The organism is Kitasatospora sp. NPDC015120, from assembly GCF_043080305.1.
In the GTDB taxonomy this organism is placed as follows: domain Bacteria; phylum Actinomycetota; class Actinomycetes; order Streptomycetales; family Streptomycetaceae; genus Kitasatospora.
The window spans coordinates 1-13,597 of the sequence record NZ_JBIBVJ010000027.1 but is presented as its reverse complement, the minus strand read 5'-3'; the positions used below and the strand labels follow the sequence as shown (position 1 = coordinate 13,597).

The window sequence follows — 13,597 nt, the reverse complement described above, 5'->3', positions numbered from 1 at the left end:
TGGGCGCATGACCATGGAATCGCAGCGCAGGCCCGCCCCGCTCACCCACATCGCGGAGCCGCCCGGGGTCGCGCCGGGGACGGGGTACACGCAGGTCGTCACGGGGAGCGGGCGGCTGGTGGCGGTGTCGGGGCAGGTGGCGTTCGACGAGGAGCGGCGGCTGGTCGGGGTGGGTGACCCGAAGGCGCAGGCGCGGCAGGTGTTCGAGAACCTGCGGCGGTGTCTGGCGGCGGCGGGGGCGGACTTCTCGCACGTCGTCAAGCTGACGTACTTCCTCACCGATCTGGGCGACCTGCCCGCCGTGCGCGAGGCCCGGGACGAGGCGCTCGGGGACCTTCCGCTGCCGGCTTCCTCGGCGGTGCAGGTGGCGGCGCTGTTCCTGCCGGAGGTGCTGATGGAGATCGAGGCCTTCGCGGTGGTGCCGGAGTAGGGGCCCTCAGGGCGCCACGGCCGCCTCGCCCCGTCGTGCGGCCCAGCGGACGGCGGGGCCCATCGCGAGGCCGGCGGCGGCGAGCAGGGCGCCGAGGGCGGCCCAGCCGAGCAGGCCGTGGCCGATGACGGCGGTGGACACGACCGCCGGGCCGATCATCAGCGCGACGGCGCTGCCCGCGTTGAAGACGCCCTGGTAGGCGCCGTGGGCCCGTTCCCCGGCCAGGTCGTAGCTGAGCGCCCAGGTGCCGGCCTGGCCGAGGACCTCGCCGGTGGCCTGGAGGGCGACTCCGACGAGCACCACCACGGCGGCGATCGCGGCGGGTGCGCCGTGGGCGAGGCCGACGACCAGGCAGGAGGCGGCGAGGATCAGTCCGGCCCGGCCGCAGGCCCGGGCGGCGGCGGCCGGGTGTCCGGTGCCCCGGGTGGCGCGGACCTGGAAGGCGATGACCAGCACGGTGTTGACGACCAGGGTGGCGGCCACGGTGATCCGGGGCGCGTCGGTCTGCTGGACGATCCACAGCGGAATGCCGACCTCCAGCACGGCGAACTGCAGGGCGAGCACCGAGCTGAGCGCGGTCACCAGCAGGAAGGGGCCGTCCCGCAGCGCCGGGTTGCGCTCGCGGACCGGCCGGGGCTGCGGCCGGCCGCCGGCCCGCATCTCGTGGCCGGCACCGTCCGGGCCGGCCTTCACCCCTGCTCCCGCTCCTGCTCCCGGCAGCCGGTGGAACATCACGGCGACCACCAGGTAGGAGGCCGCGTCGGCCAGGATGGCCGTCAGGTACCCGGTGCGCGAGTCCATCTGGAGCGCGATCGCGCCGACGCCGGTGCCGAGGCAGAGCCCGACGTTGGTGACCACCCGCAGGTAGGCGCGGCCGGCCACCCGCGTGTCGGCGGGCAGCACCTCGGCGTACAGGGCGTTGCGCACGGCGGCCGAGCCCCGGTCGGCGGCGGCGACCAGGCAGGCGAGCGCCACGAAGGCCGGGTAGCCGCCGACCGTGGTGTAGCCGGCGGTGCCGAGGCCGGTGAGTGTGACCAGGACGACGAGCACGGGCCGGCTCCCCCAGCGGTCGGCGGCCCGCCCGGCGGGGACGCTGGCGAGGACGCCGCACAGGCCGGCGGCGGTGAGCGCGAGGCCGAGCCGGGTCGCGCTCAGGCCGAGGCAGCGGGTGAAGAACAGCACGCCGACGGAGAGCGAGAGTCCGCTGCCGAGGGTGTTGAGCAGGGTGATCCGGGCGAGCCGGCGCACCGTCGGGTCGGGGTGCAGCAGCCGGGAGGCCCTGGACGCGGGCAGCACGGAGTTCGGTGCGGCCTTCGCCGCCGGTGGGGTGGTCATGCCCACGATTCGACCCCGGCACCGCCGCCCGGCCGTACTGATTTAGGCTGGGCCTGAAAGGTCCGGGGGGGGGGAGGCGGCGTGCACCGGTTCAAGCTCGACCTCGGCGATCTCGCCACCACCTGGTTCGCCTGCTCGCCGATCCAGGAGGCCGCGCTCAGCCTGCGGATGTGGACCCACCCGGGCCACTACTCCCTGCAGTCCGCGGCCTTCGAGCGGCTGCGGCCCTCCTTCGAGCGGCTGGACTCCTCGCTGCTGCTCTCCCTGGTCGCCGCCAACCGCTGGATCCCGGACTTCCTGACGCCCCGTCCGGCCTCCCCGTGGCCGGACTTCCGCACCGAGCTGGCCGTCGTGCGGGCGCTGCCGCCGGAGCGGTTGCGGGGGGAGCTGGAGCAGACGTTCCTGCCGCACCACCAGGCGCTGCCCGCGGTGCTGGCGGACGGGCTGGCCGATCCGGCGCGGTTGCTGGCGCGGATCGCGGACGCGCTGGAGGAGTACTGGGAGCGCTGTCTGGCGCCGGCGTGGTGGCCGCGGGCGCGGGCGGTGCTGGAGGCGGATCTGGTCTACCGCTCGCGGGTGCTGGCGCAGCAGGGCGCAGCGGCGCTGTTCGCCGATCTCGACCACCGGTTGCGCTGGGCGGACGGGATCCTGTCGATCGACCGCCGCTGGACGCAGTGGGACGGCGAGATCACGGTGGACGGGCGGGGGCTGGTCCTGGTGCCGACCTTCTTCGCCCGCGGCGCGGTCACGATGATCAGCAACGACCGTGCGCCGCAGATCGGTTACCCGGCGCGCGGGCAGGCGGAGATGGCCGGTCCGCGGCCGCCGGCCGTCCCGCGCGCGCTGGAGCGGCTGGTCGGCGCGCCGAAGGCCCGGCTGCTGGCGCTGCTGGCCGAGCCGGCCTCCACGACCGATCTCGCCTACCGGCTGGGGGTGACGCCGGGGGCGGTGAGCCAGCACCTGGCGGTGCTGCACACGACGGGCCTGGTGACCCGGGCGCGGCACGGCCGTTCGGTGCTGTACCGCCGCAGCCCGCTCGGCGACGACCTGTGCGGCGGGCCGCGGCTCGGCTGACGGGCCGGCCGGCAGCGCGGCCGACGACACCGCCGACGGCCGCGCCGACGACACGACCGGTCAACTCTTCAGTGGTACAGACCTGTTGACGCATTGGTCTGTACCTCCTACAGTGCCCATGCCCCCGTCTCCCCACGGCGGTGGGCATGTCACACACCCGAAGCACCTCCGGCACCACCCCGTACGGTTCGGCGTCACCCTGTCCAACCCCCACAGTCGCAGGGAGAACCATGTCCGTTCGATCCCGCACGCGCCGAGGCCGCCACCGGCTGCTCGCGCTGCTCTCCGTCCTGCTCCTCCCGCTCGCCGCGATCACCGCCATGGCCACCCCGGCCAACGCGGCCGGCAAGCTCACCGCCGCCTTCACCAGCGAGAACAGCGGCTCCTGGTGGAAGGGCACCTACGTCGTCAAGAACGACAACACCACCGCCGTCAACGGCTGGACCCTGGAGTTCGACCTCCCGACCGGCGTGACCATCCAGAACAGCTACAACGGCACCGCGACGGTCAACGGCCGTCACGTCACCGCGGTCGCCGCGTTCTACAACGCCAACGTCCCGGCCGGGAAGACCACCGAGCCGTACAGCTTCTGGTTCGTCGCCAACGGCCCGATCGGCACGCCGACCGGCTGCCGGATCAACGGCGACAAGTGCGACGGCAGTTCGGACGTCCTGCCGTCGGCCCCCGGCACCCCGACGGTGACCGACTCCACGGCCCACAGCCTCGCCCTGAAGTGGCCCGCCGCGACCGCCGGCGACTTCCCGGTCGCCTCCTACGAGGTGCTGAACGGCACCACCGTGGTCGGGACCAGCACCACCACCGACGCCCTGGTCACCAACCTCACCCCGGCGACCAGCTACACCCTGACCGTCCGCGCCAAGGACACCCGCGGCAACCTGGGCCCCGCCAGCGCGCCGGTCACCGCCTCCACCTTCGACCCGGCCACCGACCCCACGCCGCCCACCGCGCCCACCAACCTGCGCACCACCGCGGTGGGTTCGAGCGACGTGACGCTCGCCTGGAACGCCGCCACCGACAACCTGAAGGTCGCCGCCTACGACGTCTACCAGGACGGCACGCTGGTCAAGACCGTGACCGGCTCCACCCTGACCGCCTCCGTCGGCAGCCTCTCCCCGTCCACCTCCTACACCTTCACGGTCAAGGCCCGCGACGGCGCCGACAACGCCTCGCCCGCCTCCGCCGCGCTCAAGGTCACCACCTCCGACCTGGTCGGCTCCGGCAAGTACGCCCGGGTCGGCTACTTCACCCAGTGGGGCATCTACGGACGCCAGTACTTCGTGAAGAACCTCGACACCTCGGGCAGCGCCGCCAAGCTCGACGTCATCAACTACGCGTTCGAGAACATCGACCCGGTCAACCTCACCTGCCAGGCGGGGGTCACCCGCGGCACCACGTCCAACCCGCAGGACCCCGACCAGGGCACCGGCGCGGGTGACGCGGACGCCGACTACGCCCGCCCGATGAGCGCCGCCCAGTCGATCGACGGCGTGGCCGACGACGGCTGGGGCAAGCTGCGCGGCAACTTCAACCAGCTGAAGAAGCTCAAGGCGAAGTACCCGCATCTGAAGATCGTCGCCTCGCTCGGCGGCTGGACCTACTCCAAGTACTTCTCCGACGCGGCGGCCACCGACGCGTCCCGGCAGAAGTTCGTCAAGTCCTGCATCGACATCTGGATCAAGGGCAACCTGCCGGCCTACAACGGCGCGGGCGGCGACGGCGTCGCGGCCGGCATCTTCGACGGCATCGACATCGACTGGGAGTGGCCCGGCTCGCCCGACGGCCACGCCGGCAACCACTACAGCGCCAACGACAAGGACAACCTCACCGCGCTGCTCGCCGAGTTCCGCAAGCAGCTGGACGCGCTCGGCGGCTCGCACAAGCTGCTGACCGCCTTCACCCCGGCCGACCCGGTCAAGATCAACCAGGGCTGGGACCTCTCGAAGATCTTCAACTACCTGGACATCGCCAACATCCAGGGCTACGACTTCCACGGCGCCGGCAGCGACAACTCGTGGGAGCCGAACCGCGCGGGCCACCAGGGCAACCTCTACGTGGACGCCCAGGACCCGTACACCACGCACTTCAGCGTCGAAGGGGCCGTCAAGCCCTACCTCGACGCCGGCGTCAACCCGCGCAAGCTCACCATCGGCCTGGCCTTCTACGGCCGCGGCTGGCAGGGCGTCGCGGACGGCGGGGTCAAGGGCGAGTGGCAGAGCGCGACCGGCGCAGCCCCCGGCCAGTTCGCCGAGGAGGCCGGCACCCGCGGGTACAACAACCTGATCACCACCTTCCCCAACCTCTCCGTCTACCACGACGAACAGTCGGTGGCGACCTTCGGCTACACCGGAGCGGGCGGGCAGTGGTGGACCTTCGACGACGCCTGGTCGATCGGCAAGAAGACGGCCTGGCTGAAGTCCAAGGGCCTGCTCGGCGCGATGATCTGGGACATGACCGGTGACACCCCGGGCGGCACCCTGATCAACGCACTCGACGGCGGACTCAAGTAGCACCACGGCAAGCCGAAGGGGCCGGTCCGGCGGACCGGCCCCTTTCCGTGCGCCCCGTACCGCCGGGGGACGACGGCCGGCTCAGCGCGAGGCGAGGGCCCCGGTCAGCGCGAGGCGACGGCCGGCTCAGCGCGAGGCGAGGGCGGCGAGGCGGCGGGCGGAGCGGTACTGGCGCAGCACCTGGGCGAAGGTGGTGTGGCCCTGGGTGGTGCGGGCGAAGGCCCGCCAGGCCGGGTCGACCAGGCAGACCGCCGCGTGGAACAGGTACGGGCGGCGCTCGAAGGCGTCGAGCATCTGCTTGCCGGCCCGCATCTCCACCCCGAGGCCCGCCTTGATCGCGAACGCGTAGTTCAGCGCCTCGCGCCGGACCTCGGCCGCCGTGCCGGCCTCGGCCAGCTTGACCGCCCACTCCCCGGCCAGCCGGCCCGAGCGCAGCGCGTAGGAGATGCCCTCGCGGGTCCACGGCTCCAGCAGTCCGGCCGCGTCGCCGGCCACCAGCACGCGGCCGCGCGACAGCGGGGAGTCCTCGGCCCGGCAGCGGGTCAGGTGCCCGGACTCCACGCTCGGCGGGAAGCCCGACAGGCCCAGTCGGCGGATGTAGTCGGCGAGGTACTGCTTGGTCCGCTCGCCGTCGCCGCGCGCCGAGATCACCCCGACGGTCAGGCTGCTGGACTCGGTCTTCGGGAACACCCAGCCGTAACTGCCGGGCAGCGGGCCCCAGTCGAGGTGGATGCGGCCCGCCCAGTCGGCGGCGACGTCCGCCGGGACGGGGATCTCCGCCTCCAGGCCGAGGTCGATCTGGTCGAAGGAGACGCCGACGTGCCGGCCGATCCGGCTCGCGCTGCCGTCCGCGCCGACCACGGCGCGCGCCTCGAAGCTGCGCCCGTCGGAGGCGGTGACCAGCGCCGTCCGGTGGTCGCCGCCGCGCTGCTCGACCCCGGTGACGGTCACTCCGGTGACCAGCACCGCCCCGGCCTGCTTGGCCGCCTGGACCAGGCGCTGGTCGAACTCGTCCCGGTTGACCAGGCCGAACAGCATCCGCCGGGAGCGCCTGGTGCGGGTGAAGCGGCCGCGGTAGGCGAAGGTGACGGCGTGCACCCTGTCCTGGAGCGGCAGTCTGAAGTCCGGCGGCAGGCTGTCCCGGGAGGGGCCGATGATGCCGCCGCCGCAGGTCTTGTAGCGGGGGTGCTCGGCCTTGTCGAGCAGCAGCACGCGCCGGCCCTGCACGGCCGCGGCGTGCGCGGCGGAGGCACCGGCCGGCCCGGCGCCGACCACGACGACGTCCCAGACGCCGTCCAACGGGTCCGGCCGGTCCGGCCCGGCGGCCTCGGCATCGAGCGGGCTGGGGGAATCGGGGCTTCCGGAGTCAGTCACGGGCAGCAATCCTATGCCGCCGCCCCCGCCGCCGTCGGCCGCACCACCCCGAACGCGCGACCGAATTCCCGGCCGGGCCGGGCCCGGTGCGGCCCTGGACACGGGCCGGACCCGGGCCCGTGCCGACGTCCCCGGGGCCCCGCGCCCGGCTCGGCCTATGATCGGCCGTACCCACCGTCAACGCCGTTCGCCCGCACCATCCCCTCGGACGGACCAGCCCTTCCCGGAGCACCCGATGCCGCAGCAGCCCCTGGCCGACGCCGTGCGGTCCCTCATGGACCGCGCCCGCGCCGACCTCGCCGACCTGGTCGCCTTCCCCTCGGTCGCCGACCCGCGCCAGTTCCCGGTCGAGGAGTGCGAGAAGGCCGCCCGCTGGGTCGCCGACGCCTTCGCCGCCGAGGGCCTGACGAACATCCGGCTGCTGGACACCCCCGACGGCACCCAGTCGGTCTACGGCGAGCTCCCCGGCCCGGCCGGCGCGCCGACCGTGCTGCTCTACTCGCACTACGACGTCCAGCCGCCGCTGGACGAGGACGCCTGGCTCAGCCCCGCCTTCGAGCTCACCGAGCGCGACGGCCGCTGGTACGGGCGCGGCGCCGCCGACTGCAAGGGCAACATCCTGATGCACCTGACGGCCCTGCGGGCGCTGCGCCAGGTGGACGGCGGCTACCCGGTCGGGCTGAAGGTCGTCGTCGAGGGCTCCGAGGAGCAGGGCACCGGCGGCCTGGAGCGCTACGCCGAGGCCCACCCCGAGCTGCTCGCCGCCGATGCCATCGTGATCGGCGACACCGGCAACTTCGCCCCCGGCCTGCCCACCGTCACCGCCTCGCTGCGCGGCATGACCGTGGTCGACGTCTCGGTCCGCACGCTGGCCGGCAACCTGCACTCCGGTGCCTTCGGCGGCGCCGCCCCGGACGCCCTGCAGGCCCTGGTCAAGGTGCTCGCCTCGCTGCACGACGAGAACGGCGACGTCGCGGTGGCGGGCCTGGCGACCGATCAGCGCTGGGACGGCGTGCAGTACTCCGACGAGCAGTTCCGCGCCGACGCCAGGGTGCTGGACGGCGTGGCGCTCACCGGCACCGGCACCGTCGCCGACCGGCTCTGGGCCCGCCCGTCGGTCACCGTGCTGGGCATCGACGCCCCGCCGGTGATCGGCGCGACCTCCTCGGTGCAGGCCTCCGCCAAGGCCTCGGTCAGCCTGCGGGTGCCGCCGGGCATGGACACCGGCGCCGCCCAGGAGGCGCTGGTCGCCCATCTGGAGGCCCGGGTGCCGTTCGGCGCGCAGGTCACCGTGGAGCGGCTGGGCAACGGCGCCGCGTTCCGCGCCGACACCTCGGGCCCGGCCTACGAGGCGATGGGCGAGGCGATGGCCGAGGCCTTCGGCACCCCGATGGTGGCCTCCGGCGAGGGCGGCTCGATCCCGCTCTGCAACACGCTGCGCACCCTCTACCCGCAGGCCGAGATCATCCTGATCGGCGTCGAGGAGCCGACCACCCAGATCCACGCGGTCAACGAGAGCGTCGACCCGCTGGAGCTGGAGCGGATGGCGCTCACCGAGGCGCTCTTCCTGCGCCGCTACGCGGAGCTGCGCTCCGTCTGACGGCCCGTCCGGCGGACCGCTGCCGGGCCGCGCCGTCCCTCACGACGGCGCGGCCCGCCCGCACCACCGCACGCCCGCGCGGGCCGGGCCCCGCGCGCCGCCCGCCCGTCCCCACGCCCGTCCCCACGCCCGGCGCCCGCCCGTCACGCCCGCCGGGCGCCCGCCGGGCCGGCCGCGCCGCCGCGGGCTCCCGCCACGGCCGCCCGGGCCAGCGCCCAGCCGCTCGCGCCGACCGCGAGACCGGCGCCCGCCCCGAAGCACAGTTCCGCGAGCGGCCCGCGCCGCAGCGGCACCAGCCGGTGCACCGCCCCCGCCGCGGCCGCCGCCCCCAGCACCGCCGCCCCCGCCCGGCGGGCCCGGTCCGACGGCCCGTCGGCCGGCCGGACCGGCTCCACCGCCCGGGCCCGCCGCACCGCGTGGCGCGCCACCGCGGCCAGCGCCGGCACCGAGGTGCCGTACTGCAGCACCTCGTACAGCGGCGGGCCGCCCGCCACCGGCCGCTCCAGCGCCGGCACCAGCCGGGCCCCGAACCGCCCCGCGTGGGTGAAGCCGTCCCAGCCGACGTGACTCGCGGCACCGACCGCCGCCGAGAGCGCGAACCACCCGACGTCCGCGCCCGACGGCCGGCCCCGCCCGGCCCGGCGGGCGGTCAGCGCCTCGGCCGCGCCCGCCCACCGGCCGGGGAGCAGCGCGACCAGCGGCCCGCGCACCAGCCCGTGCCAGCCCGCCACCAGACCGGCCGCGAGCGCCACGTCCAGCGTCGGCACCGCCCACCAGCGGTGGGTGGCGCCGCCGTACCGGTACGCGCCGGGCAGCAGCGACTCGGCGAAGAACGGCACGTCGGGCGCCAGCGATCCGGCGACCAGCGCCGACGCGACCAGCGGTCCGCGCCCGCCCGCCGCGCGCAGCAGGGGCAGCACGGCGGCCGGGTGGCTCAGGGTGAACGGCATGCCCTCATCCTGCCGCCGCCCGGCCGGGCCCGTCACCCCTGGGCGCCGCCGCGCCCGGGGCCGCGCCCGGGGTGGGCGCGGGGCGCGGGCCGGGCGGGCTCACGCCACGTCGGCGGTCCGCGTCAGCCCCACCCCGGCCCGGCGCCCGGCCTCCAGGTAGCGCAGTTCGCCGCTGCGGCGGGCGTCCAGCGCCGCCGCCAGCCGGCGGTGGCGGCCCGGGGACAGCAGTCCGGCGGCCTCGTCCAGGCTGGCGAACCGCCAGCCGCGCAGTTCCTCCTGCTGGAGCAGCAGCCCCTGCCGGGCGGTGGCGTCCAGCAGGCCGCCGTCGTAGACCAGGCGCAGCCCGCCGCGGCGCGGGCCGGTGCGCGGCTCCCAGTCGACGGCGAGCAGGCGCAGCGCAGCCGGGTCGAGGCGCAGGCCGAGCTCCTCGGCGGTCTCGCGCAGTGCGGCGTCGGTGGGTGCCTCGCCGCGTTCGACGACGCCGCCGGGGAACTCCCAGTCGGGTTTGTAGACGGGGTCGACGAGCAGCACCCGGTCCTGTTCGTCGAAGAGCAGGACGGCGGCGGCCACGGTGTCCCCCGTCGGGTCGGGGGTCTGCACGATCGGGCAGCGGGCGGAGCCGTCGCCCACCAGCTGGGCGAGCCGGGCGGCGGTCTCGCGCGGGGTGAGGCCGGAGGTGTCGACGAGCCGGGCGTCGCGGCGCAGCCAGCGGCGGGCGGAGCGGTAGCGCGGCAGGTGGTCCAGGCACCACTGGCGGATCCGCTCGTTGCGTTCCGGGTCGTCGGGGATCTCCTCGCGCTGGGCGATGCGCTCGCGCAGGATCGTTTCTTCAGCGTCCAGGACGAGGTGGTGCACGGCGATGCCGTTCGAGGCGAGCGCTCCGAAGATCTCGTCCCGGTAGTCCTCCCGCAGCAGCGTCATCGGGACCACCAGCGGTCCCGGCACCTCGCCGAGCAGGGCCGCCGCCGTCTCGGGGACGAGCCGGCGCCAGGCCGGAAGGTCCTGGAAGTCCGACACCGCCGCCATCCGGTCGGCCGGCAGCATCGCGCGCAGTCCGAAGCCCACCAGCTCGGGATCGAAGAGCATGCTGCCCGGCAGCAGCTCCACCAGCTCGCGGCAGGCGCTGGTCTTGCCCGCCCCGAATGTGCCATTGACCCAGACGATCACTCACGCCCCCATGTTCTCGACCTCCCCCGGCGCCGTTCGCACCGGGCGGCGCCCCCGTCAGCCGTGCCGGCGCCACCCGAGGTGGTACCCCTGCCGCGCCGGTCCCCATACCTCCACGTGCGTGCCGCTCCTGACGGTTCCCCCTTCCGCTTGACAGGGGCATGTGCCCAGGTCGGAGGGCCTGCGACGGTTCCGGTACGACCCCCGGCGCGCCGGAGTGCGCCTCCCCGCCGCCGTAGTCCGGCCGAGTCGCGCGCGCCCCTGCCGCACCTCTCGCGCCCCGCAGGGCGCGGGTCTCCGGCCGCCGCCGTCGGCCGGGCCGGAACGCCCCGCCGGCGCCCGGGCCGCGGGGGCCCGGGCGCCGGCGGGGCCGTGCGGACAGGTCTCAGGGCCGGCCCATGTGGGTCGGGTAGTAGCCGCTGCTGATCCGCGAGACCCGGATCGAGGTCCCGGGGCGCGCCGCCTCCACGTACTGGTTGTCGCCCAGGTAGATCGCCACGTGATGGATGCCGCGCGCGGTGCCGTCGTCCGACCAGAACAGCAGGTCGCCGCGGCGCAGCTGGCCGGCCGTCACCGGCGTGGTGGCCGCGTACTGGTCGTTGGCGACCCGCGGCAGGGAGATGCCGCCGCGCCGGAAGGACTGCTGGACCAGGCCCGAGCAGTCGTAGCCGTCCGGCCCGTTGCCGGCCGTCCGGAACGGTTTGCCGCGCTGTGCGAGCGCGAACTGCACCGCCGTCTCGACGTCACGGTCCGCCGCCGGGGAGGACGCCGAGTCCGCCGAGGAGGAGCCCGAGCCGGAGCCCGACCCGCCGGTGCGGGCCAGGTAGACGTCGTAGTGCGAGGTCCAGCGCCACTGGCCCTGGCTGTTGCGGAACCAGTACCGCGAGCCGTCCCACCCCTGGGTGATCCCCCCGGACGAGCCGGCCGCCCGCGTGCCCGACGTCCCCGAGCCCGCCGACCCGCCGGTGCGCGCCCGGTAGACGTCGTAGTGCGAGGTCCAGCGCCAGTGGCCCTGGCTGTCCTTGAACCAGTACCGCGAGCCGTCCCATCCGGCGTGGGCCGGGGCCGGCTCGGCCGCCGCGGTCCCCGCCGAGGTGCCGAGGCCGATCACGCCGGCGCCGGCCGCGATCACGGCCACCAGGCCTATCCCCCGGCGGAGCCGCGCCGCACGGGAAGGACGGCCGCCCGCCGCCGGGCGGGGGGAGGGGTCTGCGGTGTGCTGCTCGGTCGCGTCGTCGGCGGCACCCGGTGCGCCGGTGTTGACGGTCGTCATGCTGCTGTCTTCCTTCGCTGATCGCGCCGGTCGCCTCGAACGCGCCGGACGCTGGGAGCTGAACGCTGGACGCGGTGCGCGGGGCCTCGCCGGCCCCGGCCGCGCCGCTTGTCACGTTACGCACGCGTTCGCTCACGGCGCGCAGTGGAGTGCGCCAAAGGAAGGCTCACGGAAGGTGAGCGACCGTCATCCGACCCGGCGCCGGATGACCGCCCGTCACCCGTGTGCCGACTCCGCGGGCAGCTGCTTCTTCAGCACCTTTCCCAAGGCGTTCCTGGGCAGTTCGGGCACCAGCACCACCCGCCGGGGCCGCTTGTGGACCGAGAGCCGCTCCGCCACAAAGGCCGTCAGCTGTTCGCCCGTCACGGAACCCTCCGCGACGACGTACGCCACGATCGCCTGGCCGAGGTCCTCGTCCGGCACGCCGACCACGGCGGCGTCGGCCACTGCCGGGTGGTCGCGCAGCGCCGCCTCCACCTCGCCGGCGCCGATCCGGTAGCCGCCGCTCTTGATCAGGTCGACGGAGGCGCGCCCGACGATCCGGTGGAAGCCGTCCGGGCCGATCACCGCGACGTCCCCGGTGCGGAACCAGCCGTCGGCGGTCCAGGCCTCGGCGTCGGCGTCCGGCCGGCCGAGGTAGCCCCGGAACAGGGTGGGCCCGGCCACCTGGAGCTCGCCGACGCTCTCGCCGTCGTGCGGCACCGGCGCGCCGTCCTCGCCGACCAGCCGGGTGCGCACCCCGGCCACCGGCAGGCCGACGCTGCCGGGGCGGCGCTCGCCGTCGGCCCGGGTGGAGACGGTGATCAGCGACTCCGTCATGCCGTAGCGCTCGACCGGGGCGTGGCCGGTCAGCGCGGCGATCCGTTCGAACACCGGGACGGGCAGCGGGGCGCTGCCGGAGACCAGCAGCCGGGCGGAGGCGAGCCGGGCGGCGGCCTGCGGGTCGCCCGCCACCCGGGACCAGACGGTCGGCACGCCGAAGTAGAGGCTGCCGCCCGCCGCCGCGTACCCGGCGGGGGTGGGCCGTCCGGTGTGCACCAGCCGGCTGCCGGTGCGCAGCGCGCCGAGCACGCCGAGCACCAGGCCGTGCACGTGGAACAGCGGCAGGCCGTGCACCAGGGTGTCCTCGGCGGTCCACTGCCAGGCGTCGGCGAGCGCGTCGAGGTCGGCGGCGACCGCGGAGCGCGCGATCACCGCCCCCTTGGGCGCGCCGGTGGTGCCGGAGGTGTAGAGCACGAAGGCGGTGGCCGCCGGGTCGGGCTCGGCGTGGGTGGCGGCGGAGCGCTCGCGCAGGTCGACCGGGAGGCCGGCGATCCCGGCGTCCTGCGGCGGGGTGTCGGCGGCGGCGTGGGCGAGCAGCGCGGCGCCGGAGTCGCGCAGGATGTGGGCGCGCTCCTTGGGCCCGGAGTCGGGCGGCAGCGGCACCACCGGCACCCCGGCGAGCAGGCCGCCGACGACGGCGGCCACGGTCTCGGCGGTGGGCCGGGCGAGCACCGCGAGGGCCGGGGCGCCGGCCACCCGGTCGGCGACGGCGGTGGCCGCGCCGAGCAGCTGCTCGCGGGAGAGCCCGGGGCCGTCGGAGATCCGCAGTGCGTCGCCCGAGTCGTCCGGGCCGCCCTGAAGCGCCGTCAAGAGTGTCATCCGTCTGCCCTCGCCCCTGTCCACGATGTCCACGATGGTGGCGGCGCGCGACGGTCCGCGACCGCGCGCCGCCGACCGACTCTACGGGCCGCCGGCCACCGGGCGGTGTCGGGGCGAAGGACGGCGGGGGGGGGGCCCCCGGGGGGGGGGGGGGCCCCCCCCCCCCAGGCCGCGCGCCGCGGAGCCGCGGTGGGGGGCTGTGCCACGGCGGGGGGGGGGGGCGCC

General features: G+C 75.7%; 10 protein-coding genes. 4 read left to right on the top strand and 6 right to left on the bottom strand.

Annotation, left to right across the window (positions count from 1 at the left end):
* The first annotated feature begins 13 nt into the window (after positions 1 to 13).
* A complete protein-coding gene (locus tag ACF1AK_RS33205) occupies positions 14 to 430 on the top strand; it encodes a RidA family protein (protein ID WP_391502591.1) in 417 nt (138 codons plus the stop codon).
* Positions 431 to 436: 6 nt separating this feature from the next.
* Here ACF1AK_RS33205 and ACF1AK_RS33200 read toward each other — a convergent pair whose 3' ends face one another.
* Positions 437 to 1,765, bottom strand: coding sequence for an MFS transporter (locus ACF1AK_RS33200; protein ID WP_391502538.1), 1,329 nt, complete (start codon positions 1,763 to 1,765; stop codon positions 437 to 439).
* Between the two features lie 81 nt (positions 1,766 to 1,846).
* Here ACF1AK_RS33200 and ACF1AK_RS33195 point away from each other — a divergent pair, with 81 nt between their 5' ends.
* Positions 1,847 to 2,839, top strand: a complete 993-nt coding sequence (locus ACF1AK_RS33195) for an ArsR family transcriptional regulator (RefSeq protein WP_391502537.1) — start codon at positions 1,847 to 1,849, stop codon at positions 2,837 to 2,839.
* 230 nt (positions 2,840 to 3,069) lie between these two features.
* Entirely contained in the window at positions 3,070 to 5,367 is a 2,298-nt protein-coding gene (locus ACF1AK_RS33190) for a glycosyl hydrolase family 18 protein (RefSeq protein WP_391502536.1), read from the top strand.
* Positions 5,368 to 5,493: 126 nt separating this feature from the next.
* On the opposite strand, the gene ACF1AK_RS33185 is transcribed toward ACF1AK_RS33190, so the two are convergent.
* Positions 5,494 to 6,741 carry a geranylgeranyl reductase family protein gene (locus ACF1AK_RS33185; RefSeq protein WP_391502535.1) on the bottom strand — a complete coding sequence of 416 codons (1,248 nt, stop codon included), beginning with the start codon at positions 6,739 to 6,741 and terminating at the stop codon, positions 5,494 to 5,496.
* A 235-nt stretch (positions 6,742 to 6,976) separates the two neighbouring features.
* Between ACF1AK_RS33185 and ACF1AK_RS33180 the strand changes: the two genes are divergently transcribed.
* Complete coding sequence (locus ACF1AK_RS33180; protein ID WP_391502534.1) at positions 6,977 to 8,341, top strand: dipeptidase; 1,365 nt, start codon at positions 6,977 to 6,979, stop codon at positions 8,339 to 8,341.
* Between the two features lie 143 nt (positions 8,342 to 8,484).
* On the opposite strand, the gene ACF1AK_RS33175 is transcribed toward ACF1AK_RS33180, so the two are convergent.
* The 4 genes from ACF1AK_RS33175 to ACF1AK_RS33160 all read right to left on the bottom strand — a co-directional run bounded on the left by ACF1AK_RS33175 (position 8,485) and on the right by ACF1AK_RS33160 (position 13,372).
* Positions 8,485 to 9,291, bottom strand: a complete 807-nt coding sequence (locus ACF1AK_RS33175; protein ID WP_391502533.1) for a DUF4184 family protein — start codon at positions 9,289 to 9,291, stop codon at positions 8,485 to 8,487.
* A 99-nt stretch (positions 9,292 to 9,390) separates the two neighbouring features.
* Positions 9,391 to 10,458, bottom strand: coding sequence for an NUDIX domain-containing protein (locus tag ACF1AK_RS33170; RefSeq protein WP_391502532.1), 1,068 nt, complete (start codon positions 10,456 to 10,458; stop codon positions 9,391 to 9,393).
* A gap of 385 nt (positions 10,459 to 10,843) precedes the next feature.
* On the bottom strand, positions 10,844 to 11,731 hold the full coding sequence (locus ACF1AK_RS33165; protein WP_391502531.1) for a C40 family peptidase: 888 nt from the start codon (positions 11,729 to 11,731) through the stop codon (positions 10,844 to 10,846).
* A 216-nt stretch (positions 11,732 to 11,947) separates the two neighbouring features.
* The gene (locus ACF1AK_RS33160; RefSeq protein WP_391502530.1) at positions 11,948 to 13,372 is read right to left on the bottom strand and encodes an acyl-CoA synthetase; all 1,425 of its coding nucleotides are present in this window, start codon (positions 13,370 to 13,372) and stop codon (positions 11,948 to 11,950) included.
* Positions 13,373 to 13,597: the final 225 nt, after the last annotated feature.

Bases quoted from the DNA above. Each gene is read 5' to 3' on its own strand.
- ACF1AK_RS33205 (WP_391502591.1), top strand. From the start codon at position 14: ATGGAATCGCAGCGCAGGCCCGCCCCGCTCACCCACATCGCGGAGCCG.
- ACF1AK_RS33200 (WP_391502538.1), bottom strand. From the start codon at position 1,765: ATGACCACCCCACCGGCGGCGAAGGCCGCACCGAACTCCGTGCTGCCC.
- ACF1AK_RS33190 (WP_391502536.1), top strand. From the start codon at position 3,070: ATGTCCGTTCGATCCCGCACGCGCCGAGGCCGCCACCGGCTGCTCGCG.
- ACF1AK_RS33180 (WP_391502534.1), top strand. From the start codon at position 6,977: ATGCCGCAGCAGCCCCTGGCCGACGCCGTGCGGTCCCTCATGGACCGC.
- ACF1AK_RS33175 (WP_391502533.1), bottom strand. From the start codon at position 9,291: ATGCCGTTCACCCTGAGCCACCCGGCCGCCGTGCTGCCCCTGCTGCGC.
- ACF1AK_RS33165 (WP_391502531.1), bottom strand. From the start codon at position 11,731: ATGACGACCGTCAACACCGGCGCACCGGGTGCCGCCGACGACGCGACC.
- ACF1AK_RS33160 (WP_391502530.1), bottom strand. From the start codon at position 13,372: ATGACACTCTTGACGGCGCTTCAGGGCGGCCCGGACGACTCGGGCGAC.